Annotated in this window: 19 protein-coding genes; 13 read left to right on the top strand and 6 right to left on the bottom strand. The window is 59.4% G+C overall.

Features of this window, described 5'->3' with window-relative positions:
• Positions 1-22: 22 nt before the first annotated feature.
• The 13 genes from AC1DIH_RS17820 (at position 23) to AC1DIH_RS17760 (ending at position 16,499) form a co-directional block, all read left to right on the top strand.
• Positions 23-1,096, top strand: coding sequence for a fatty acid desaturase (locus tag AC1DIH_RS17820; protein WP_477772683.1), 1,074 nt, complete (start codon positions 23-25; stop codon positions 1,094-1,096).
• A gap of 246 nt (positions 1,097-1,342) precedes the next feature.
• Positions 1,343-1,669: a hypothetical protein gene (locus AC1DIH_RS17815; protein ID WP_427543447.1), complete on the top strand. Its 327-nt coding sequence runs from the start codon at positions 1,343-1,345 to the stop codon at positions 1,667-1,669.
• 749 nt (positions 1,670-2,418) lie between these two features.
• On the top strand, positions 2,419-3,000 hold the full coding sequence (locus AC1DIH_RS17810; protein WP_103320512.1) for an alpha/beta hydrolase: 582 nt from the start codon (positions 2,419-2,421) through the stop codon (positions 2,998-3,000).
• A gap of 56 nt (positions 3,001-3,056) precedes the next feature.
• Positions 3,057-3,992 carry a sigma 54-interacting transcriptional regulator gene (locus AC1DIH_RS17805; protein WP_477772682.1) on the top strand — a complete coding sequence of 312 codons (936 nt, stop codon included), beginning with the start codon at positions 3,057-3,059 and terminating at the stop codon, positions 3,990-3,992.
• A gap of 303 nt (positions 3,993-4,295) precedes the next feature.
• Complete coding sequence (locus AC1DIH_RS17800; RefSeq protein WP_477772681.1) at positions 4,296-5,078, top strand: MetQ/NlpA family ABC transporter substrate-binding protein; 783 nt, start codon at positions 4,296-4,298, stop codon at positions 5,076-5,078.
• A 596-nt stretch (positions 5,079-5,674) separates the two neighbouring features.
• Positions 5,675-6,340 (top strand): amino acid ABC transporter permease, encoded by a 666-nt coding sequence (locus AC1DIH_RS17795; RefSeq protein WP_477772680.1) that lies wholly within the window; start codon positions 5,675-5,677, stop codon positions 6,338-6,340.
• Positions 6,321-6,980, top strand: a complete 660-nt coding sequence (locus AC1DIH_RS17790) for an amino acid ABC transporter permease (protein WP_477772679.1) — start codon at positions 6,321-6,323, stop codon at positions 6,978-6,980. The genes AC1DIH_RS17795 and AC1DIH_RS17790 overlap by 20 nt, the downstream gene beginning before the upstream one ends.
• Positions 6,977-7,759 (top strand): amino acid ABC transporter ATP-binding protein, encoded by a 783-nt coding sequence (locus AC1DIH_RS17785; protein WP_477772678.1) that lies wholly within the window; start codon positions 6,977-6,979, stop codon positions 7,757-7,759. The genes AC1DIH_RS17790 and AC1DIH_RS17785 overlap by 4 nt, the downstream gene beginning before the upstream one ends.
• A complete protein-coding gene (locus tag AC1DIH_RS17780) occupies positions 7,756-8,640 on the top strand; it encodes a transporter substrate-binding domain-containing protein (RefSeq protein WP_477772677.1) in 885 nt (294 codons plus the stop codon). Before AC1DIH_RS17785 ends, AC1DIH_RS17780 begins: the two co-directional genes overlap by 4 nt.
• Before the next feature lie 302 nt (positions 8,641-8,942).
• The gene (locus tag AC1DIH_RS17775) at positions 8,943-10,043 is read left to right on the top strand and encodes an efflux RND transporter periplasmic adaptor subunit (RefSeq protein WP_477772676.1); all 1,101 of its coding nucleotides are present in this window, start codon (positions 8,943-8,945) and stop codon (positions 10,041-10,043) included.
• The gene (locus AC1DIH_RS17770; RefSeq protein WP_477772675.1) at positions 10,040-11,110 is read left to right on the top strand and encodes an efflux RND transporter periplasmic adaptor subunit; all 1,071 of its coding nucleotides are present in this window, start codon (positions 10,040-10,042) and stop codon (positions 11,108-11,110) included. The genes AC1DIH_RS17775 and AC1DIH_RS17770 overlap by 4 nt, the downstream gene beginning before the upstream one ends.
• Positions 11,107-14,154, top strand: coding sequence for an efflux RND transporter permease subunit (locus tag AC1DIH_RS17765; protein WP_477772674.1), 3,048 nt, complete (start codon positions 11,107-11,109; stop codon positions 14,152-14,154). Before AC1DIH_RS17770 ends, AC1DIH_RS17765 begins: the two co-directional genes overlap by 4 nt.
• Positions 14,155-14,252: 98 nt before the next feature.
• Positions 14,253-16,499 (top strand): glycoside hydrolase, encoded by a 2,247-nt coding sequence (locus tag AC1DIH_RS17760; protein ID WP_477772673.1) that lies wholly within the window; start codon positions 14,253-14,255, stop codon positions 16,497-16,499.
• 13 nt (positions 16,500-16,512) lie between these two features.
• Here the strand turns inward: AC1DIH_RS17760 and AC1DIH_RS17755 are convergent, their stop codons facing one another.
• From AC1DIH_RS17755 to AC1DIH_RS17730, 6 genes are all read right to left on the bottom strand, one after another.
• Positions 16,513-17,139, bottom strand: a complete 627-nt coding sequence (locus tag AC1DIH_RS17755; protein WP_477772672.1) for a class I SAM-dependent methyltransferase — start codon at positions 17,137-17,139, stop codon at positions 16,513-16,515.
• A 74-nt stretch (positions 17,140-17,213) separates the two neighbouring features.
• Entirely contained in the window at positions 17,214-17,858 is a 645-nt protein-coding gene (locus AC1DIH_RS17750; protein WP_477772671.1) for a methionine ABC transporter permease, read from the bottom strand.
• Positions 17,848-18,972 (bottom strand): methionine ABC transporter ATP-binding protein, encoded by a 1,125-nt coding sequence (locus tag AC1DIH_RS17745; RefSeq protein ID WP_477772670.1) that lies wholly within the window; start codon positions 18,970-18,972, stop codon positions 17,848-17,850. Before AC1DIH_RS17745 ends, AC1DIH_RS17750 begins: the two co-directional genes overlap by 11 nt.
• Before the next feature lie 2 nt (positions 18,973-18,974).
• Positions 18,975-19,784 (bottom strand): MetQ/NlpA family ABC transporter substrate-binding protein, encoded by an 810-nt coding sequence (locus AC1DIH_RS17740; RefSeq protein WP_477772669.1) that lies wholly within the window; start codon positions 19,782-19,784, stop codon positions 18,975-18,977.
• A 119-nt stretch (positions 19,785-19,903) separates the two neighbouring features.
• Positions 19,904-21,271 (bottom strand): LLM class flavin-dependent oxidoreductase, encoded by a 1,368-nt coding sequence (locus AC1DIH_RS17735; protein ID WP_477772668.1) that lies wholly within the window; start codon positions 21,269-21,271, stop codon positions 19,904-19,906.
• Positions 21,271-22,464, bottom strand: a complete 1,194-nt coding sequence (locus AC1DIH_RS17730; protein WP_477772667.1) for an SfnB family sulfur acquisition oxidoreductase — start codon at positions 22,462-22,464, stop codon at positions 21,271-21,273. The genes AC1DIH_RS17735 and AC1DIH_RS17730 overlap by 1 nt, the downstream gene beginning before the upstream one ends.
• Positions 22,465-22,466: the final 2 nt, after the last annotated feature.

Below are 22,466 nucleotides of genomic sequence, written 5' to 3'. Positions count from 1 at the left end.
TCAATAACTAAAGGATGGAAGCATGTACGGTACTTCTGCAAGTCCTGAACGCCTGAATGCACAACAACGATCTGCACACATTCGTGAAGTGGTGCTCGCCCGCGGTGTCGAACTGCGTAAACGCTACCCGATTCTCAATCATCAGGACGCCTTGGGCGTGGGCATTCTGGCCTTCGCCCTGGCCGGGATGACCGGTTCGGCGGCGCTCTACATGACCGGACACATGGCCTGGTGGGCGTGTTTGCTGCTGAATGCGTTTTTCGCCTCGCTGACCCATGAGCTGGAACACGACCTGATCCACAGCATGTATTTTCGCAAGCAACGCCTGCCGCACAACCTGATGATGGGGTTGGTCTGGCTGGCGCGGCCAAGCACCATCAACCCATGGATCCGCCGTCATCTGCACCTCAACCACCACAAGGTGTCCGGCAGCGAAGCCGACATGGAAGAGCGTGCGATCACCAACGGCGAGCCGTGGGGCATCGCCCGTTTGCTGATGGTCGGTGACAACGTGATGTCGGCGTTCATCCGCATGCTGCGGGCCAAGACCTGGGCGCATAAATTCAGCATCATCAAGCGCTCTTTGAAGGTTTACGCGCCATTGGCGCTGGTGCACTGGGGCGCGTGGTACCTGTTTCTCGGTTTCCACGCGGCCAACGGCATAGCGTCTTTGCTGGGCACCTCGGTGGAGTGGTCGGCGAGCACGCTGTCGGTGATGCAGGTGATTGATATCGCTGCCGTGGTGATCATCGGCCCGAACGTGCTGCGCACCTTTTGCCTGCACTTCGTCAGCTCGAACATGCATTACTACGGCGATATCGAGCCAGGCAACGTGATCCAGCAGACCCAGGTGCTGAACCCCTGGTGGATGTGGCCGTTGCAGGCATTCTGCTTCAACTTCGGCAGCAGCCATGGCATCCATCACTTTGTGGTCAAAGAGCCATTTTATATCCGCCAACTGACCGTGCCGGTGGCGCATAAGGTGATGCGTGAGATGGGTGTGCGCTTCAATGATTTCGGCACGTTTGGACGGGCGAACCGGTTTGTGCGCAAGGCGCAGCAGGCAACCGAAGCGGTGCGGGAAGCCCAGGCGTAGATTGGTCGTTATGACGTTTAATGGAAGTTTTAAAGTCTAATTGCTTAGCGCGAACGGCAATAAGCGGACGTGTTCGAAGAATAAGTTATGAATGGTTTGTACAGTGACTATAGCGTTTTCGTTCTAGCACGGGCTGATTTCGCGTAGACAATAAATGAATATCCGGCCATGCTCTTTTTCGTGAGTTTTCAGGAGAGAACTTGCACTCATTGGATGAAGCTTATTTCACGGCAAAGGAAATCTATCATGTCGAGTATTAACGGAACTTATGTAAATGCCAACGCTGGCGCCAAACTGGTTATTACTGATGGCAATGATTCGAATGGATCCTTCAGTGGTAAATTGAGCCAGAACGGTGTGAATTATGATATCAGTTTTGGGCACTACCACTTCCAGAACAGCACAGGCCAGCCAACCATCATCACGATCGCAGCCCTTAACGATGGCACTGGTTATCAGGCGTGGACACTCTTCTCGCCCGATCATAATTACTCAAAACTCAAGGCTTTTGGTTCTCGCAATAACTTCGACGGTGATGTAGTAGGCTTGGCTGGCGAGTTCGTCAAACAATAAACTTCACGATCAATGCTCCCCGGCTGCCCGCCTGTAAAAAGTGCGGGCGGCTGGTTTGTGTTTTTTGATTTTTAATCAGTCGACGTTTATAGGTTTTGGCTGTTTTAGTCGGCGTGGTTTCCTGGCTTTTATATTTGATCCTGCCGCTTGGATAGTCGCAACGCTCCTGTTCTCTCTCGAAAAACCATGCGTTCTCCGAGTAGTTTCAGTGCCTGCAAAAGCATGGCATTCACTGTATTGCTCTGTAGCCCTTTGATTCCAGGGTTAGTAGGAGATACAGACTTTGTTATTCTGTATTGATCTATGCAAAGCATAAAGCATTACTTTCGGAAATAAGCCATTGAAGCAATGATTCATCCATCGAAGCGGTCGTGGGGGGGCAGGCGCAGGCAGATCGATTCATTGAACCGCAACCTGTCCGTGTTAAACATTTGAGAGTGCCGAGCTGTCGGCGATTACCGCGGGTTAACAGATTTTCGATTTCCGGGGCCGTCTCCTTGGCAGGGTGCGGCCCCTTTTTTTTCTGAAAGCAAAACACAATCCCTGTGGGAGCGAGCCTGCTCGCGATAGCGGAGTGTCAGCGGGCATCAATGTTGACTGGCACGGCCCCATCGCGAGCAGGCTCGCTCCCACAGGAATATCAGTTTTATATTCGATATAGATCTTAATAAATAGCTTCTTATTCCTTAGCGAATATAAATCCCCTCCCTATACTCGACCAGGAACAGACACGCACAGGAGAGCTCCCCATGCGCAACGAGTCAATTCGCTACCTGATTGTGCCGGGCTGGCAAGGATCGCCAGAGGATCATTGGCAAAGCCATTGGCAGAACAGCCTGCCGAACAGCGCACGGGTAGAGCAGGCCGACTGGCTGACGCCGCGTCGCGAGGATTGGGTCGCGGCGCTGGCCGAAGCGATCGATGCCGACAGCACGCCGGTGATCCTGATCGCCCACAGCCTGGGTTGCATCACCGTGGCCCATTGGGCGGCTACTGCGCCGTTGCAGGCGTTGCGTCAGGTTCGCGGGGCCTTGCTGGTGGCGCCTGCCGACGTCGAGCGCCCGGCCTGCGTGCCTGCGTTGCGTAACTTTGCACCGATTCCGACGCACCTGCTGCCGTTCCCGAGCCAGGTGGTGAGTTCCGACAACGATGCCGCTGTCAGCGCTCCACGGGCGCTTGAATTGGCACGAAACTGGGGCGCCGAAGCGGGGATTCTGGCGGGTGCCGGGCACATCAATGTGAAGTCTGGTCACCATCGTTGGGAGCAGGGTTTTGCCTACCTGTATCGCCTGCAAAACCGCATGGAACATCACGCCCTGCGCCGCGCTTGAACCTCTTTATTATTTAAACGCCCCCGTCTCCTGGCGGTTCTGGGCGGGAGTCTGCCATGAGTTTGCATGAGTCTTTCGGTCAGCCCTTGCTGACCTTTCCCGACGCTGAAAAAAGCCCGTTGAGCATTCGCGCCAAGGCACTGGTGTTTGTCGACCCGCGCTCGCGACAGCTGCGCCAGGAGCTGGAGCAACTGGCGCCGCGCGCGATCTCGGTGTTGATTCGCGGTGAAACCGGCAGCGGCAAAGAGCTGCTGGCGCGACATATTCACCGTGCCAGTGATCGCGGCGGTTTGTTCGTGTCGGTCAACTGCGGCGCCATCAGTCCAACCTATGCCGATGCCGAGTTGTTCGGTTATGCCGGCGGCAGTTTCAGTGGTTCGGCCAGCAGTCGCGCGGGTTGGTTTGGTTCGGCCAATGGCGGGACGTTGTACCTGGATGAAATCGGCGATTTGCCGTTGCCGATTCAGATCAAACTGCTCGCCGCGCTGGAGAATCACGAAGTCACCCGCGTCGGCGCGCAACAACCGAGCCCGGTGGATGTGCGCCTGGTAGCGGCAACCAGCATCGATCTGGCACAAGCCGTGGCAGCCGGTAAATTCCATGAGCGGCTCTACCACTACCTCAGTGAAGGTCGGCTCGAATTGCCGGCCTTGCGTGAGCGAGTCGGTGACATTCAGTCATTGGCCGAGTATTTCCTCGGTATCTACAGCCAGCGCCTCGACCTGCCGGTGCCGTTTATCAGCGACGCGGCCCAGCAGGTTCTGGAACGGCACAGCTGGCCGGGCAATACCCGTGAGCTGGAGAACGTCATTCACTTTGCGTTGCTGGTGAGCAGTGGCGAGGAAATTCTTCCGGAGCATTTGAATTTGCCCCAGGTGGTTGCGCCATTGGAGTTGATCGAGCGAGAGGCAACGCAGGTGATCACCTCCGGCTCTGTCGGTGAGCGTGCAGCGCTTAAACGTTTGCTCGAAAGCTTGACGCAAACCTTTTAACTCCCTGTGGCGAGGGAGCTTGCTCCCGCTGGGGTGCGAAGCAGCCCCAAAAAGGTCACCGCGTACTTTCTGAAAAACCGCAGTCGCCTTGTTGGGGGCGCTTCGCACCCCAGCGGGAGCAAGCTCCCTCGCCACAGGAGTTAGGTGTTTTTTTGGGGTATGAACAAAATGGAATATGAAAGTGAATAAAAGATATTGTTCGGGAATAAAAAATCTCGGTATCGTCCGCACCACACCAGCGATAGCCCTTCACTGGCATTTCATTTTTTAGCCGTTGTCGACAACGACAAATAAGGACACTGCATGAAAAAGGTTCTGTTGTTCACCGCATTGGCGGCTGCCCTGACTGCGGGCCTGGCCCAGGCTGGCGAGAAACTGGTGGTTGCCGCAACGCCGGTGCCGCACGCCGAGATCCTCGAGCTGATCAAGCCAACCCTCGCCAAAGAAGGCGTGGATCTGGAAATCAAGGTCTTCACCGACTACGTACAACCGAACGTGCAGGTCGATCAGAAGCGTCTGGACGCCAACTACTTCCAGACCCTGCCGTACCTGCAAAGCTTCAACGAAGGCAAAGGCACCCACCTGGTGACCGTGATCGGCGTACACGTCGAACCGTTCGGCGGCTACTCGAAAAAGTTCAAAACCCTGGCTGAGCTGAAAGACGGCGCAACCATCGCTATCCCGAACGAAGGCAGCAACAGCGGCCGCGCGCTGATCCTGTTGCAGAAAGCCGGCCTGATCGAATTGAAAGACCCGAAAAACGCCCTGGCTACCCCGAAAGACATCGCCAAGAACCCGCACAACTTCAAGTTCAAGGAACTGGAATCGGCGATGCTGCCGCGTGTGCTGGATCAGGTCGACCTGGACATGATCAACACCAACTACGCACTGGAAGCGGGTCTGAACCCGGCTAAAGATGCGCTGGTGATCGAAGGTGCGGATTCGCCCTACGTGAACTTCCTGGTCGCGCGTCCAGACAACAAGGACAGCGCAGCGATGCAGAAACTGGCCAAGGCCCTGACCAGCCCTGAAGTGAAGGCATTCATTGCCAAGAAGTACAACGGCGCGGTACTGCCAGCGTTCTGATTGAGCGGTAAACCCTTTCGAGGTTTCAACGCCGACGGCTTTCGATAGCGTCGGCGTTTTTGCGTGGTCGTACTTCCTGTGGCGAGGGAGCTTGCTCCCGCTCGGCGGCGAAGCCACCGTAATTGCCCTTCATCACATACGTCTGTTACGACATGCTCGGCCCTATAGGGGCCGCTTCGCGCCCCAGCGGGAGCAAGCTCCCTCGCCACAAGATCAATCAGGTCACTCTGGCCTTCAACGCCCGGCGTAACGCCGTCAATAACTTCATGATGTCCTGCGGATCCAGCCGCTGGGGTGTTTTCACGTCTGCCATTTTTATCGTCCTTGTGATGGTTCGGCCGGGGGAGTGTGGCCGCACGCTGCCCATCCTTGGAGGGACAATCTGAAAAAAAGATCCTTCCTACGGCGCAAAGGGAAATAGCTGTCTCCTGCCGCCGCCGCCAATCCAGCGAATAGTTTTTTGCGTGATATCAATATGCTTTATCGGTATTTAAAAGTTTCTTTTTATACCCTTAAAGTCGATCTCTGCCGGGTTGTTATCCACAACCCAATGGACTGCGCCACTGTCGCTTACCCTGCGGCGTTCAGGATCTTCAATGACGTTCGATTACGCTTTCATCCTCAGCACCCTGCCGGCGTTTCTGCGCGCCGTGGGCGTGACGCTGCAGGTCGGTCTGATCGCCATCGGCACTTCGTTGCTGGTCGCCCTGATCAACGCGACGCTCCTGGTGTTCCGCACGCCGTACTTGCAGCGCCTGGTGGCGTTGTACGTGGAGCTGGCGCGCAACACGCCGCTGCTGATTCAACTGTTCTTCGTCTACTTTGCGTTACCAGCGCTTGGGGTGAAGGTTTCCGGTTTTGCCGCGGCGATCATCACCATGACCTTTCTTGGCGGCGCCTACCTCACTGAAGTGTTGCGGGCCGGCGTTGAAGCGGTGCCTGCGGCGCAACTGGAGTCGGGGCGCTCCATCGGCTTGTCTCGCGGGCAATTGCTGCGTTACGTGATCCTGCCGCAAGCGGGGATCCTCAGCCTGCCATCTCTGTTCGCCAACTTCATTTTCCTGCTCAAGGAAACCACCGTGGTCTCGGCGGTGGCGGTGCCGGAGATTCTCTACACCACCAAGAGCTACATCGCGCTGTATTACAAAACCTACGAAATGCTCGCCGTGCTGACGCTGATCTGCGTGTTGCTGTTCTTGCCGTTGTCGCTGCTGCTCAGCCGCCTGGAAAGGAGGCTCCAGCATGGCCAGTTCGGGTCTTGAATTGCTTTGGGTGTCTTTGCCGCAGTTAGGCAAAGGCGCTGCGCAAACCTTGTCGATTTCGTTTTTGAGTATCGCCCTCAGCACGGTGGGCGGAGTGCTCTACGGCGTGCTGTGCAGTCTGAATTCGAAGTGGTTGAACGCGTTGCTGCGAGTCTATCTGGAGCTGTTCCGGGCAATCCCGGTGCTGGTCTGGCTGTATTTGCTGTTCTTCGGCCTGCCGATCTTTTTCGGCCTGAGCCTGCCGAGTTTCTGGTGCGCGGTGCTGGTGCTGTCGTTGTGGGGCGCCAGCGAAGTCGGCGAGGTGGTGCGCGGCGCACTGCATTCGTTGCCTCGTGGTCAGCGTGAAGCGGGGCTGTCGATCGGGCTGTCCGGTCCGCAGCTTTTCGGTTACGTGCTGCTGCCCCAGGCACTGAAACGCATGACGCCACCGACCATCAATGTCTACACACGGATTATCAAGACCAGCTCGCTGGCGGTGTTGATCGGCGTGGTCGACGTGATCAAGGTCGGCCAGCAGATCATCGAGCGCACCTACGAATCGGTGTTGATCTACGGCGCGTTATTCCTGTTTTTCTTCTTTATCTGCTACCCGCTCTCGGCCGCTTCCCGCGTGCTGGAACGGCGCTGGACGCAAGCATGAGCGCATTGATCGAGTTCAAGGGTTTCAACAAGTTCTTCGGTGAGCATCAGGTCCTCAACGGGATCGACTTGAGCGTCGAAACCGGCGAAGTGATCGTCATCCTCGGCCCCAGCGGCTGCGGTAAAAGTACCTTGCTGCGCTGCCTCAACGGTCTGGAAGTCGCCCACAGCGGCGAGTTGCGTTTCGCCGGGCGCGAGTTACTGAACAAGACCACCGATTGGCGCGAAGTGCGCCAGCAGATCGGCATGGTGTTCCAGAGTTATCACCTGTTCCCGCACATGAGCGTGCTCGACAATCTCCTGCTCGGCCCGCTCAAGGTGCAAAAACGCCCACTGCGTGAAGCTCGCGAGCAGGCCTTGGCGCTGCTGGAACGGGTCGGTCTGGCGGACAAGCGCGAGGCTTTCCCGCGCCAGCTTTCCGGTGGTCAGCAGCAACGGATCGCCATCATCCGTTCGCTGTGCATGAACCCGCAGGTGATGCTGTTCGATGAGGTCACTGCGGCCCTTGATCCCGAGATGGTCAAGGAAGTGCTGGAAGTGATTCAGGGCTTGGCCCGCGACGGCATGACGCTGTTGATCGTGACCCATGAAATGGCCTTCGCCCGCGCGGTGGCCGACCGCATTGTGTTCATGGATGCCGGGCGCATCCTCGAACAAAACCCTCCCGAGATTTTCTTTACGAACCCGCAAACCGCACGAGCGCAGCAGTTCCTGGAGAAGTTCTCCTACGTCGAAGCACTGCCAAAAAAGACACTTGCAAAGGAACTGGAACCCTCATGAAAACTGCCAAGTCTTCACTGCTGCTACTCCCATTGTTCGGCCTCGCGCTGTTGGCCGGGTGCAACAAATCCGAAGATGCCGCCAAGCCTGCGGCCTCTACCGCCAGCGCGGCACCGGCGGCCAGCTACCTGGAGAAAATCAAGGCACGGGACAAGCTGATCGTCGGCGTGTTCACCGACAAACCGCCATTCGGCTTCGTCGATGAGACCGGGCGCTACGTGGGTTTTGATACTGACATCGGCCGTCAATTTGCCAAGGACCTGCTGGGCGACGAGAACAAGGTCGAGTTCGTCGCGGTCGAGCCGGCGAGCCGGATTCCGTTCCTGCAAAGCGACAAGGTCGACCTGATCCTCGCCAACATGACCGTCACCCCGGAGCGCAAGGAAGCGGTGGAATTCACCAACCCGAACCTCAAGGTTGCGGTGCAGGCGCTGGTGCCGCAGGCAAGTTCGGTCAAAAGCCTCGATGACCTGGCGTCCCGCACCACCATCGTCACCACCGGCACCACGGCCGATATCTGGCTGACCAGGAACCACCCGGACTGGAAGCTGCTGAAGTTCGAGAAAAACTCCGAGTCGCTGCAAGCTCTGGCCAGCGGTCGCGGCGATGCGTATGCGCAAGACAACCTGGTGTTGTTCAGTTGGGCCAAGCAGAACCCGGGCTACCGTGTGTTGAGCGAAACCCTGGGCGCCGAGGCACCGATTGCGCCTGCGGTGAAGAAGGGCAACATCGAGCTGCGTGACTGGGTCAACGCCGAGCTGGCGAAGCTGGGTGAAGACAAGTACCTGCTCAAGCTTTACGACCAGTACGTGCGTAAGGAACTGAGCGATGACACCCAGCCTGAGAGCGTGATTGTCGAAGGCGGGAAGTGGCAGGGGTAATCTCAAATCTTGCAGTGATCTAACGGGCGCCATCGCGAGCAGGCTCGCTCCCACAGGGGATCGTTGGTGAGCACTTATTTTGTGTTCACTGAAGATCCCTGTGGGAGCGAGCTTGCTCGCGATCGGGTTTGCCAGTCACCAATCAATCAGGCCAATTCCACGCATCTGTATCCACCTCCTTGCCATCCCCCCTCGATTTTTCAGTCTCCGGGTGCAGCAGCCAAACCCTGATCTAAGCTCTCAGTCGTACCGTCACGTGTCCGCCCGCATCACGCCTGCCCGCATCACACAAAGGAGCTTGCATGGCTGGTCTCGGATTGAAATGTATCGTTGGCCTGGGCCTGTTTGCCCTGCTGGCCGCGTGCGGCGATAAAAAACCGGTTGAAAAGGAACGCCCTCGGGTGTTTGTGCAAGAGGTCAAACCCACGAATTTCGCGGCTTCGGTGACCCTGACCGGGGATGTTCAGGCACGTGTTCAGACACAATTGTCGTTTCGCGTAGCGGGCAAGATCATCCAGCGCATGGTGGATGTCGGCGATCGGGTTTCCGCCAAACAAGTGTTGGCCAGACTCGACCCGAAAGACCTGCAGACCAGCGTTGCTTCCGCCCAGGCCCAGGTGGTCGCCGAGCAGGCACGGGTCAAACAGAGCGCTGCCGCGTTCGTCCGCCAGCAAAAACTTTTGCCCAAGGGTTACACCAGCCAAAGTGAATACGATTCTGCCCAGGCTGCGTTGCGCAGCAGCCAGAGCGCCTTGAGCGCAGCGCAGGCGCAGTTGGCCAATGCCCGCGAGCAACTGAGTTACACCGCGCTGATTGCCGACGCGCCCGGTGTAATTACGGCGCGTCAGGCTGAAGTCGGCCAGGTGGTGCAGGCCACGGTGCCGATTTTCAGCCTGGCCCGGGATGGTGAGCGTGACGCGGTGTTCAATGTCTACGAATCGCTGTTGAGCGCGCCGCCATCGGATCGGTCGGTGGTGGTCAGCCTGCTCGACAACCCGGCGATCAAGGCCAACGGCACGGTGCGTGAAATCACCCCGGCGGTGTCGGCGCAAACCGGTACGGTGCAGGTCAAGGTCACCCTCAGCGCACTGCCCGAAGGCATGCAGTTGGGCTCGGTGGTCAGTGCCACGGCCAAGGTGCCGGGCAAGTCTGTGATCGAACTGCCCTGGGCAGCGCTGACCAAGAACCTCAGCGACTCGGCCGTGTGGTTGGTGGACGCCAATGGCAAGGCACAGTTGCAGACCGTCAAAGTGGGGCGTTACCTGACCGGCAAAGTGATCATCAGCGAAGGGCTGAACAGCGGCGAGAAAGTCGTCACTGCCGGCGGCCAGTTGTTGCACCCCGACGTGTTGGTCGAGATCGTTACGCCGCCCGCCGAAGGTTCGACGGGAGCCCAGCCATGAAGCGCGTGTTGCTGCTGTTGTCGGCGGGGCTATTGTTGGCCGCCTGCTCGAAAAAGGAAGCACCACCGGAACCTGTGCGGCCGGTGCTGTCCATCGAAGTGCAGTCTTTTGACCAGCAAGACCTCGGGCGTTTTGCCGGGAGCATTCAGGCGCGCTTCGAAAGCAACATCGGTTTTCGTGTGCCGGGACGTATTGCCAGCCGCAATGTTGATGTCGGCAGCGAGGTCCAGAAGGGCGCGTTGCTGGCAACCCTCGATCCGACTGATCAGCAGAACCAGTTACGTGCCGCCCAAGGCGATCAGGCGAAGGTCGAGGCGCTGCTGATCAATGCCCGGGCCAATGCACGCCGTCAGCAGGAACTGTTCACCAAGGGGGTGGGCGCCCAGGCGCAACTGGACATCGCCCAGACCAACCTGAAAACCACCCAGGCTTCACTGGACCAGGCCAGGGCGGCGGTCAGTCAGGCCAGGGACCAGCTCAACTACACCGAACTGCGAACCGACCACGCCGCCATCGTGACTGCCTGGAATGCCGAGGCCGGACAGGTGGTGACGGCCGGGCAGCAAGTGGTGACGCTGGCACGACCGGACATCAAGGAAGCGGTGATCGATCTGCCCGCAGGCCTCGCCGAGCAACTGCCCCCCGACGTCGTGTTTGAAGTGGCCGCGCAACTTGATCCGAGTATCCACACCACGGCGATCATCCGCGAGATCGAGCCGCAGGCGCAAAGCGCGACCCGCACCCGTCGCGCCCGTCTGACCCTGGCCGAAACCCCGCGGGGTTTTCGTCTCGGCACGGCAATCAGCGTGACCTTGAGCTCAGCCGTTGAGCCGCGTATCGAGTTACCACTGACAGCCTTGCAGGAAATCGACGGCAAATCGCGAATCTGGGTGGTCGACAAACAGACCCAGACCGTTTCCCCGCGAGACGTCACCGTGCTCAGTCGTGGCGCTGACAGCGTGATCGTCGGGCACGGAGTCAAAAGCGGTGAGCGAGTGGTCAGCGCCGGTGTGAACAGCCTCAAACCGGGGCAGAAAGTCAAAGTCGACGAGGACCGCCCGCGATGAAAGGGAGCTTCAATTTATCCGAATGGGCCCTCGAGCATCAGTCCTTCATCTGGTACCTGATGTTCGTCGCTTTGCTGATGGGGGTGTTTTCGTACCTCAACCTGGGGCGCGAGGAAGACCCTACGTTTGCCACCAAAACCATGGTGATCCAGACCCGCTGGCCGGGCGCGACCCAGGAAGAAACCCTCAAGCAGGTCACTGACCGCATCGAGAAAAAGCTCGAAGAGCTCGACTCGCTCGACTACGTGAAAAGCTACACCCGCCCAGGTGAATCCACCGTTTACGTTTATCTGCTGGACACCACACCTGCCAAGGTCATCCCGGATATCTGGTATCAGGTGCGCAAGAAGATCAACGACATTCGCGGCTCTTTTCCCCCGGGCATTCAGGGACCGTCGTTCAACGATGAGTTCGGTGATGTCTACGGGTCGATCTACGCCTTCACCGCCGATGGTCTGTCGATGCGTCAGTTGCGCGACTACGTCGAGCAGGCCCGCATCGAAATTCGCAGCGTACCGGGGCTGGGCAAGATCGAGATGGTCGGCCAGCAGAACGAAGTGCTCTACCTGAACTTCTCCACCCGCAAACTGGCGGCGCTCGGCATCGACCAGCGTCAGGTGGTACAGAGCCTGCAAGCGCAGAACGCGGTGACGCCGGCCGGGGTTATCGAGGCCGGTCCCGAGCGCATTTCCGTGCGTACCTCCGGGCAGTTCGCCTCGGAGAAAGACCTGGAAGCGGTCAACCTGCGACTCAATGACCGTTTCTACCGCCTGGCCGATATTGCAGAAATCAGTCGCAGTTACGTCGACCCGGCCTCACCGATGTTCCGCTTCAACGGTCAACCGGCCATAGGCCTGGCCATTAACATGAAGGCGGGCGGTAACATTCAGGTGTTCGGCAAGGCGCTGCACGAGCGCATGACCCAGCTCACCGCCGACCTGCCTGTGGGCGTCGGCATACACATGGTCTCGGACCAGGCCCAGGTCGTGGAAGAGGCGGTTGGTGGCTTCACCAGCGCGTTGTTCGAAGCCGTCATCATCGTGCTGGTCGTCAGCTTCATCAGCCTCGGCGTGCGTGCCGGACTGGTGGTGGCCTGTTCGATTCCGCTGGTGCTGGCGATGGTCTTTGTGTTCATGGAATACAGCGGCATCACCATGCAACGGATTTCCCTTGGTGCACTGATCATCGCCCTCGGGTTGTTGGTGGACGATGCGATGATTACCGTCGAGATGATGGTCACGCGTCTGGAAATGGGGGAAACCAAGGCGCAGGCGGCAACCTTCGCCTACACCTCGACCGCATTTCCGATGCTCACCGGAACCCTGGTGACCGTCGCAGGCTTCGTGCCGATTGGCCTGAATGCCAGTTCCGCCGGTGAATACACCTTCACCTTGTTTGCGGTCATCGCCGTGGCGATGATTGTGTCGTGGATTGTCGCGGTGCTGTTCGCCCCGGTGATCGGCGTGCACATCCTCAGTGCCAATGTGAAACCCCATGACGCGGAGCCCGGACGCATCGGCAAGGCTTTCAACAGTGGCTTGTTGTGGAGCATGCGCAACCGCTGGTGGGCCATTGGCATCACAGTGCTGTGTTTCCTGTTGGCGGTGTTTTGCATGCGGTTCGTGCAGAACCAGTTCTTCCCGTCGTCGGATCGCCTGGAAATCCTTGTCGACCTGAACCTGCCGCAAAACGCCTCGATGGATGAAACCCGCAAGGCTGTCGACCGTCTCGAAGCAACCCTCAAGGGCGATCCGGATATCGTGCGCTGGAGCACTTACATCGGCCAGGGCGCGATCCGTTTCTACCTGCCGCTCGACCAGCAATTGCAGAACCCCTACTACGCGCAGTTGGTGATCGTCAGCAAGAACTTCGAGTCACGGCAGGTGCTCAGCGAGCGCCTGCGCGAGCGACTGCGCAAGGACTTCGTGGGCATTGGCAGCTACGTGCAAGCCCTGGAAATGGGCCCTCCGGTGGGGCGTCCGATCCAGTACCGGGTCAGCGGCAAGCACATCGATCAGGTGCGCAAGCATGCCATCGATCTGGCCAGCGAACTGGACAAGAGCGCGCACATCGGCGAGATCATTTTCGACTGGAACGAGCCGGGCAAGGTGCTGCGCATCGACATCGCCCAGGACAAGGCGCGGCAACTCGGGCTGTCGTCCGAGGACGTGGCGAACCTGATGAACAGCATTGTCAGTGGTTCGACGGTGACTCAGGTTGACGATGACATCTACCTGATCAACGTGATCGGGCGCGCCGTGGATGCCGAGCGGGGGACGCCGGAAACCCTGCAGAACCTGCAGATCGTTACACCGGGCGGGACGTCGATTCCGTTGCTGGCCTTTGCCACGGTGCGTTACGAGCTGGAGCAACCGCTGGTCTGGCGACGCGACCGAAAACCCACCATCACCATCAAGGCGGCGGTGCGCGATGCAATCCAGCCGACGGATCTGGTGAAGTTGCTCAAGCCGCAAATCGACTCGTTTGCTGAAGGCTTGCCAGCGGGCTACACAGTCGCCACCGGAGGTACGGTCGAGTCCAGTAGCAAGGCCCAGGGACCCATCGCCAAAGTCTTGCCGTTGATGCTGTTTTTAATGGCGACGTTCCTGATGATCCAGTTGCACAGCGTGCAGAAGCTGTTTCTGGTGGCCAGTGTTGCGCCGCTGGGCTTGATCGGCGTGGTGCTGGCGCTGGTGCCGTCGGGGACGCCGATGGGCTTCGTGGCGATTCTCGGGATCCTTGCGCTGATCGGCATCATCATCCGCAACTCGGTGATTCTGGTGACCCAGATCGAAGAATTCGAGCACGGCGGCCTCACACCCTGGGACGCCGTGGTGCAAGCCACCGAACACCGTCGTCGGCCGATCCTGCTGACTGCCGCAGCCGCGAGCATGGGCATGATTCCGATTGCCCGGGAGGTATTCTGGGGGCCGATGGCCTACGCCATGATTGGCGGGATCATCGTCGCCACTTTGCTGACGCTGCTGTTCCTGCCGGCGCTGTATGTGGCGTGGTACAAGATCAAGGAGCCTAAGAAGGGTTGAGTGTTATTTGTTCCTACCCAGGAGCGTGGGAAGGGTCTGACGTACAGCCTTATCCAATTGTATTACCCTGCGTCCCTTGAATGGAAAAGGGACACCCCATGCAGTCCATCGCTCGCTGTCTGCTGCTGATCTGCCCGCTGTTTCTGTCTTCCTGGGCGGCGGCCAGCACGGTTTTGGAAAACCCTCTGTGGCGCGTCGAACTCGATCCCGCCACCTTGGCGATCCGCGTCACGCCGGCCCGAGATCAGGCGGTGCAGGCCTCCAGCGGTATCGCCGCACATCACGTTGGTGACCTGCGTCAGAGTGCCAACCGCGTCGACTGGCAATGGGACGACGGCGCCTGGACCCTCAGCGCCGAACTCAAGCAGCGTGATCTCTTGCTGTCGATCAAGGCGCGGGCCCCTGGCGAACTGCGTTTTCTCAATCAGCCCGGCAGTGCGATGGGCAAGGGGTTGATCTGGCCCTTGGCCGAAGGGCATTACGTGCCCAGCGGCGATGCCGTCTGGCAAACCTTCCTCATCGATCAGGGGGCGTTCAATACTACTCAGGACCTGAGCCTGCCGCTGTGGGGTGTGGATCACGGCAGTTTTACCTTGAATTGGCTGATGACCAATCCCTATAACAATCGCCTGACCCTCAGCGCCGAGAGCAAGGCCCTGGCGTTGGCCGCCAGCCATGAATTCGTCTCGCTGGATCTTTCAGTGCCGCTGACCTTCAGTCTGTCTTTAGGGGACGCCGATCTGCTGGCTGGCGCCAAGCGCTATCGGCAATGGCTGATCGACAGCGGGCGTTATGAAACCCTCACTGACAACCTGCTGAAAACTCCCGAGGCCAAAAAGCTGCTGGGTGCCAGTCATGTTTACTTGTGGGGCAACGACTTGCTGGGTCTCAGCGACGTGCGCAACTGGCCCCAATTGCTCAAACAGCTGCGAGGTAACGACGCATTGGCTCGCGAGCTGCGTACGGGGCTGGACCGCGAAGCATCGCAAATACTCGCCAGCACCACACCAGCGCTCAATACCTATCAAAAAACTACTCTGCTGCGCAGCCTCAATGGCGCGCTGAACAAATATGCCCGCAAAAGCTGGCAGGCCACCCACGAGCCGGACATGCAGCGGCTCGCCAGTCGCTATGGCGAAGTACGCGCAGAACTGGCGGCCACCTTCTCTGCGGCGTTGACGCCGACGCCTGAACACTGGGGCAGTACCTTGTCTCTCGCGACCGTTGAGCAGTTGCAGTCGGCCGGGCTATCACGTTTGTGGCTGGGGCTCGGCGAAGGCTGGGAAGGAGGGCTTTGGCATCCCGAAGCCGTGCGCGCTGGCGTGGCGGCCGGGTATTTGATGGCGCCCTATGATTCCTATGAGACGGCGCTGACACCGACTGAAAATCCGGACTGGACCACCGCACACCTGGGCTCCGGGGCCAACGTCAATTGCGCGATTATCTTGAAGAGCGGGGCCTTCAAAAGCGGTTTTCAGCAATCCGGGCATTACACCGATCCGACGTGTGTCCGCCCCTTGCTCGAAGCACGGGTCAAGGCGGTACAGGCCAAGGCAGGCTTCAACAGCTGGTTTCTCGATGCCTATGCCACCAGCATGTTGTTCGACAGCTACCGCCCAGGGGCAACGATGACCCAGGCGCAAAATGCCGAGGGCAATATCGATGCCTCGCGCTGGATCAATGAGGTGTTGAAACTGCCGGCAGGCTCCGAGGACGGTAACGCCGTCACCGCGCAAGGCATCCTGTTTGCCCACGGCATGCAAACCCCGGTGATTGGCTGGGGCGACCCGGACCTGAGCCAGAACAAACAGTCGCCGTATTACCTGGGCAACTGGTATCCACCGGAACAACCGAGTGTGTTTTTCAAATCAGTGCCGATCAAGGAACCTTATCGTGCGGTTCACTTCGACCCGACCACCCGGTTGCCGTTGTATCAGGTGGTGTTCCACGGCTCGGTGATCACCACTCATCACTGGCTGTTCGACAGCCTGAAACTGAGTAATGTGCGGGCTGATAATGAGCTGACCCAGCTGCTTTATAACGTACCGCCGCTGTATCACCTGAGTGCTGCAACGCTCAAACAGCGATTGTCGCTGATCCAGCGTCAGGACACGTTCTTCCGGCCGCTGCATGAACAGCTGGCGACGCAGCCGATGACGGATTTTCGTTACTTGACGGTTGATCGACTGGTGCAGCAAACCACTTTTGCCGATGGCATGCGGCTGGTGGCGAATTTTGATTCACACGTGCGCGAAGCACTTGGCAGGCCGCTGGCAGGCAAGAGCATGACGGCGTTTGGGGCGGACGGCAGCGTGATGGATTATCAAGTCGACTTGAAACCCTGAGACCCTCTCACAGTTATCCTTTGCGCCAAACGCTGGCCAACCAAGGCTGCTGATCACGTGGCAGCCCGGCCGGCCGGTAGTAATGCTCCAGCTCGACAAACCCCGCTGCTGTCAGCAACTTCTGCCACGCCGCAAGATCGTGATACGCCCCAAAGCGCGGGCCATTCCAGCCCTCGCGGTTATCCCCGCGCGGATTCGAACTGAACAACACACCGCCCGGCTTCAACGCTCCGTGCAACTGCTTCAGCACCCGAGGCAATTCCTGAACAGGAACATGAAACAGCACCGCGTTGGCGAAGATCCCGTCGAAGCGTTCGGCAGGTAGATCGAGTTTCAGAAAGTCTTGTTGCCAGACTTCGCAGCCGCTGTCCTCACGGGCCATCTGCGCAAAACGTTCCGAACCATCGAGGCCGATGGCGATGTGGCCCATGCGGGTAAACGTTTGCAGGTCGCGGCCGGGGCCACAGCCGAAATCGAGCAGGGTGAACGGCGCCGAGCCCTGTATGTGCCGCAACAGCGCGTCGATGTTCTGGCTGACATCGTGGTCGCGTGTGCCTTCACGGAAACTTTCGGCCACCTGGTCGTAATGGCCCAGAGTGGTCGCGGTGATCTGTTTGAGGTCGTCGGGGGTGTGTTTCATGGCGGCTGCGCAGGCAAAGGGTGAGTTCGCCGAATATACCCCTTGAGGAAGATCGTTCCCATGCCGATGATCGTTCAGCGCTTATTCAAAACCCGCACCAACCGATCCCCACCCAACTGAATCACCGCCACCAACACCACCAGCAATACAATCACCGTCAGCATGATCTGGCTATCAAACCGCTGATACCCGTAGCGGTACGCAATATCCCCCAAGCCGCCGGCACCAATCGCTCCGGCCATGGCCGACGAGTTGATCATCGTGACCAACGTGATGGTGAACCCCCCGACGATTCCCGGCAGCGCCTCAGGCAACAACACATGCCAGACGATATGCCAGCGTCGGCAGCCCATGGCCTGGGCGGCTTCGATCAGCCCGTGGTCGACCTCGCGCAAGCTGACTTCGGCGATGCGCGCAAAGAATGGTGTGGCGGCGATGGTCAGCGGCACCACGGCGGCCCAGACGCCGTAAGTAGTACCGACGATCAAGCGGGTGAAGGGGATCAGTGCGACCATCAGAATCAGGAACGGGACCGAGCGGAACAGATTGACGAAGGCCCCCAGCGCACGGTTCAGCGCAGGCGCTTCATAGATGCCGCCCTTGGCGCTGGTGACCAGAATTACCGCCAGCGGAATACCCGCCAACAGCGCGATCAACGATGACACGCCGACCATCAGAAAGGTGTCGATAACGCCCTGCAACAATCGATCAAACCACATAACCCAGCACCTCCACCTGTTGCGCCCAGTGACGGGCGCGCTGGCGCAACTCTTCGGCGTCCAGGGACGAACCGGTTACTGCCAACAACAATTGACCAAGGGCGTGACCCTGAATCCGTTCGACGCCACCTTGCAGCAAGCGCACGCGACCGCCGAGCGCACTGAACAGCGCCGCCAGGTCGGGCTCATCAGTGCTGTTGCCGGTGAACTGCAAACGCAGCACTACCGCGGATTCCGACGAGTGCGGTTGCGCCTGCAAGCGGCTTCGCAGTTCTTCCGGCAAGCCGTGTTGCAGAGGCGCCAGCAGGGTTTTGCTGACCTCGTGCTGCGGGTTGCCAAACACTTCCCAGACCGGTCCTTGCTCGACGATTCGTCCGTGCTCGAGTACCACCACCCGATCACAGATATCGCGAATTACCGCCATTTCGTGGGTGATCAGAATGATCGTCAGCCCGAGGCGCTGATTGATCTCGCGCAGCAGGCTGAGGATCGATTGCGTGGTTTCCGGGTCGAGGGCCGAGGTGGCCTCGTCGCAGAGCAGAATCGCCGGGTCATGCACCAGCGCCCGGGCGATGCCGACACGCTGTTTTTGCCCGCCCGAAAGCTGCGCTGGATAGGCCTGGTGTTTGCCTTGCAGGCCGACCAGTTCCAGCAGCTCACGGACCTTCTGTTCACGCTCGGCTTTCGGCACGCCGGCGACCTTGAGCGGCAGCTCTACGTTCTGCCACACGGTTTTGGCCGACATCAGGTTGAAGTGCTGGAAGATCATGCCGATCCGCCGCCGCAGCGCCACCAGACGGTCTTCATCGAACTCGCCGATGTCCACCTGATCGATCAGCACCCGACCGGTGCTCGGTTGTTCGAGGCGGTTGATGGTGCGGATCAGCGAGGACTTGCCGGCACCGCTGCGGCCGATGATGCCGAACACTTCACCGCGCTGGATCGCCAGGTCAATGCCGTGCAGCGCAGCGACCGGGCCTTGCTGGCCGTTGTAGGTTTTACCCACGCTGATAAATCGCACATGGGCGCGGTTGAGTTCAGGGTGCAGCTCGGTTTGTTCTGCACTGCTGGACGGCTGGATTTGCAGTCGAAGTTGGGCGTTGGCGGCATTCATGGTCAGCCTTCCCAGCCAGCTTGGTAGAGCTTGCCGTGGGCTTTATCCAGGGCGGCGCGAACCACCGGCGAATGCTGGTAGATGTCGACGAACCTGATCAGGCGCGGGTCGGTTTTGCTTTTTGGCTGGATCACGAACTGGATCACGTATTCCTTGTGGTCGAGGCCGTCGAACAGCAGCGCCGAGCCGGCGTCGAAGGTCTTGGCCAGACGAATGTAGGCCGGGTAGCCCTGCACCAGATCGGCGTCGTCATACGCACGCACCAGTTGCACGGCTTCAACCTGAAGGATCTTCAGCTTTTTCGGGTTGGTGACGATGTCGTCTTCGGTCGCCTTGTAGCCCACCCCCGGTTTGAGGCTGATCAACCCGGCCTTGGCCAATAGTTGCAAACCGCGCCCGCTGTTGATCGGATCGTTGGCGATGGCCACGCTGGCGCCCTCGGGAAGCTCGTCGAAGCTTTTGTATTTCTTCGAGTACAGGCCGACATTGTTGATGATCCCCGGTGCAAACGGCACCAGATCAAAACCGGCGGCGGCCTTGGCGTTTTCCAGGAACGGAATGTGCTGGAAGTAGTTCACATCGATGTCACCCGAGGCCAGGCTGACGTTCGGTGCGATCCAGTCGCTGAACTCCACCAGCTCGACCTTCAGGCCTTGTTTGCCGGCTTCTTCGACTGCCGCCTCCAGCGGGATGGCGAAGGCGGCGGTGGTGCCGATTTTCAGCGGTGCGTCGGCGGCGAAAGTCATGGAGCTGAAGAGGCCGAGGGCCAGGGCCAGTGCTTTGACTGGGTGTTTTAAGAGCTTCTTGGTCATGATGGTTATTCCAGTCAGTGCATGAAATGTGGGGTGTCTGGTCGGGCCTCATCGCGAGCAGGCTCGCTCCCACGGTTGGAATGCGTTCCCCTGTGGGGGCGAGCCTGCTCGCGATGCTTTTAGCGTCGGAACGCAGAGCCAGTGTGTTGCTTGGGCAAATACGCCTCTGCGTGAAACAGCTTTTCGCGCAAGGTGCCTTCGTCATAAGCGGTCTTGTACGACCCGCGGTGTTGCAGCTCGGGAATCACCAGGTCGATGAAATCGACATAGCTTTCCGGGGTGACGATGCGGGTCAGGTTGAAGCCGTCCAGGCCGGTTTCCGCGATCCAGGATTCCAGTTCATCGGCGACCTGTGCAGGCGAGCCGACCACGGTGATGTAGCGGCCGCCCAAGGCGTGTTGCTCAAGCAACTTGCGTCGGGTCCAGTCGTTGTTTTGCAGGTTTTTGGTGGCGGACTGGATAGCGTTGTTTTTCACGTACTGGATGGGTTCATCGAGTTCGTATTCGGAAAAGTCGATCCCGGTGGACGCCGAGAAATGCGCCACACCGGCTTCGGCGCTGGCGTAGCTCAGGTACTCGGCGTGCTTGGCCCAGGCCAGCTCCTCGGTTGCACCGACGATTACGTTCAGCCCCATGAAGACCTTGATGTCCTCGGGGTTGCGCCCGGCAGCGGCGGCGCTGGCGCGGACCTTGTCCACCTGCACCTTGGTCGTGGCCTTGTTCTGGCCGCTGATGAACACGCACTCGGCGTGTTGCCCGGCGAACACCAGGCCACGATCCGAACTGCCGGCCTGAAACAGCACCGGCGTGCGCTGCGGCGAGGGCTCGCAGAGATGATAACCCTCGACCTGATAGAACTCGCCGTGGTGTTCCACCTTGTGGACTTTGCCCGGTTGGGCATAGACCCGCTGCTCGCGGTCGTTGATCACCGCATCGTTTTCCCAACTGCCTTCCCAGAGTTTGTACAGCACCTCAAGGTACTCATCGGCCTGGTCGTAACGTCGGTCATGCTCGACCTGTTCGCTCAGGCCCATGGCCTTGGCGGCGCTGTCGAGATAGCCGGTGACGATGTTCCAGCCGACCCGGCCACGGCTCAGGTGATCGAGGGTCGACATACGCCGGGCGAACAGGTACGGCGGCTCATAGGTGAGGTTGGCGGTCAGGCCGAAGCCGAGGTTCCTGGTCACCGCAGCCATGGCCGACACCAGCAGCAGCGGGTCGTTGACCGGCAACTGGATCGACTCCTTGAGCGGCACATCGACCGAGTGCTGATAGACGTCGTACACCCCGACGATGTCGGCGATGAACAGCCCGTCGAATAGTCCACGCTCCAGCAATTGCGCGAGTTCGGTCCAGTACTCGATTGTCTTGTACTGGGTCGAGTTGTCCCGAGGATGAGTCCACAGGCCATGGTTGATGTGCCCGATGCAGTTCATGTTGAAGGCATTGAGCAGGATCTTTTTTTTCTTTGTCGGAGGCGAGGGCATCAAATAGTCCCTCGCAGCGGCGGGTTTTCATCGTTGAGGTAGTAGTTGCCAATCGCGTGGTACTTCCAGCGCACCGGGTCGTGCAGGGTGTGCACGCGGGCGTTGCGCCAGTGACGATCCAGCCCGTGCTCGGCCAGGGTGGCCTGGCTGCCGGACAGTTCGAACAGCGTGCTGCCGGCTGCCAGGGAGATCTCGGTGCTGATGGCGCGCGCTTCGGCCACGGCAATCGAGGCCGCCGCGATCGTTTCGGCGTTGGTGTCGGCCTGGGCGCGGTCGAGGAATTCTCCCGCGCGTTCCAGCAGTGCTTCCGTCGCGTGCAGGCGAATGCTCAGGTGGCCAAAGCTTTTGATTGTCAGCGGGTCTTCAGTGGCGTTGTCATTGCCCGAGTCGATCCACGGGCGGGTTTTGCTCCGTACGAAATGCAGCGCGTCTTCATAGGCGGCGCGAGCAATACCGGTGTCGATGGCCGCGTGGAGAATCTGTGCCAGTGGGCCGACCGGGGTTGGACGTTCGAAGGCGCTTTGAAACGGGATCACGTCGTTTGCCGAGACGTAGACGTCTTCGAACACCACCGAACCGCTGCCGGTGGTGCGCTGGCCGAAGCCGCTCCAGTCATCGATGACCGTCAGGCCCTGGCTGTCACGCGGGACGAAGGCCAGTTGCTGGACGCCGTTTTCATCGACCACCGTGGTCGGAATCCGTTGTGCGTAGATCGCTCCGGTGGCGTAGAACTTGCGGCCGTTGATGCGAAAACCGTTGCCATCGGGAGTCAGGCTGGTGACCCGGTGGAGAGCGGTTTTGGTCCCTAGTTCGGCCAGTGCATTGCCGAAGCGCTGACCGGCGAGGACTTCGGCGTACAGGCGTTTTTTCTGCTCGGGCGTACCGTTCACGCGCAGCACTTCGAGGGCATAAAAATGGTTCTGCGGGATCTGCCCCAGTGAACCGTCGGCCTGGGCGATCAGCGCGATGATTTTGGCCAGGGTGACGTTGGAAACGCCGGCGCCGCCGTATTCCCTGGGCACGCTGATGCCCCACAGGCCGGAGCGCGAAAAGACTTCCAGTTCGGGGTAGGGCAGGCGTCGCTCACGGTCGCGCAGGGCGCTGTCGCGTTTGAAGTCTTCGGCCAGATCGCTGGCGACGACAAGGGCTTGCTCATCGCTGGTGATGACCGCGACGGGGTGAGAAAGAGTCATGT

This window comes from Pseudomonas sp. 05N36 (genome assembly GCF_056397385.1).
This window is presented reverse-complemented; position numbering and strand designations above follow the sequence as displayed.

Bases quoted from the DNA above. Each gene is read 5' to 3' on its own strand.
- AC1DIH_RS17820 (WP_477772683.1), top strand. From the start codon at position 23: ATGTACGGTACTTCTGCAAGTCCTGAACGCCTGAATGCACAACAACGA.
- AC1DIH_RS17815 (WP_427543447.1), top strand. From the start codon at position 1,343: ATGTCGAGTATTAACGGAACTTATGTAAATGCCAACGCTGGCGCCAAA.
- AC1DIH_RS17810 (WP_103320512.1), top strand. From the start codon at position 2,419: ATGCGCAACGAGTCAATTCGCTACCTGATTGTGCCGGGCTGGCAAGGA.
- AC1DIH_RS17805 (WP_477772682.1), top strand. From the start codon at position 3,057: ATGAGTTTGCATGAGTCTTTCGGTCAGCCCTTGCTGACCTTTCCCGAC.
- AC1DIH_RS17800 (WP_477772681.1), top strand. From the start codon at position 4,296: ATGAAAAAGGTTCTGTTGTTCACCGCATTGGCGGCTGCCCTGACTGCG.
- AC1DIH_RS17795 (WP_477772680.1), top strand. From the start codon at position 5,675: ATGACGTTCGATTACGCTTTCATCCTCAGCACCCTGCCGGCGTTTCTG.
- AC1DIH_RS17790 (WP_477772679.1), top strand. From the start codon at position 6,321: ATGGCCAGTTCGGGTCTTGAATTGCTTTGGGTGTCTTTGCCGCAGTTA.
- AC1DIH_RS17785 (WP_477772678.1), top strand. From the start codon at position 6,977: ATGAGCGCATTGATCGAGTTCAAGGGTTTCAACAAGTTCTTCGGTGAG.
- AC1DIH_RS17780 (WP_477772677.1), top strand. From the start codon at position 7,756: ATGAAAACTGCCAAGTCTTCACTGCTGCTACTCCCATTGTTCGGCCTC.
- AC1DIH_RS17775 (WP_477772676.1), top strand. From the start codon at position 8,943: ATGGCTGGTCTCGGATTGAAATGTATCGTTGGCCTGGGCCTGTTTGCC.
- AC1DIH_RS17770 (WP_477772675.1), top strand. From the start codon at position 10,040: ATGAAGCGCGTGTTGCTGCTGTTGTCGGCGGGGCTATTGTTGGCCGCC.
- AC1DIH_RS17765 (WP_477772674.1), top strand. From the start codon at position 11,107: ATGAAAGGGAGCTTCAATTTATCCGAATGGGCCCTCGAGCATCAGTCC.
- AC1DIH_RS17760 (WP_477772673.1), top strand. From the start codon at position 14,253: ATGCAGTCCATCGCTCGCTGTCTGCTGCTGATCTGCCCGCTGTTTCTG.
- AC1DIH_RS17755 (WP_477772672.1), bottom strand. From the start codon at position 17,139: ATGAAACACACCCCCGACGACCTCAAACAGATCACCGCGACCACTCTG.
- AC1DIH_RS17750 (WP_477772671.1), bottom strand. From the start codon at position 17,858: ATGTGGTTTGATCGATTGTTGCAGGGCGTTATCGACACCTTTCTGATG.
- AC1DIH_RS17745 (WP_477772670.1), bottom strand. From the start codon at position 18,972: ATGAATGCCGCCAACGCCCAACTTCGACTGCAAATCCAGCCGTCCAGC.
- AC1DIH_RS17740 (WP_477772669.1), bottom strand. From the start codon at position 19,784: ATGACCAAGAAGCTCTTAAAACACCCAGTCAAAGCACTGGCCCTGGCC.
- AC1DIH_RS17735 (WP_477772668.1), bottom strand. From the start codon at position 21,271: ATGCCCTCGCCTCCGACAAAGAAAAAAAAGATCCTGCTCAATGCCTTC.
- AC1DIH_RS17730 (WP_477772667.1), bottom strand. From the start codon at position 22,464: ATGACTCTTTCTCACCCCGTCGCGGTCATCACCAGCGATGAGCAAGCC.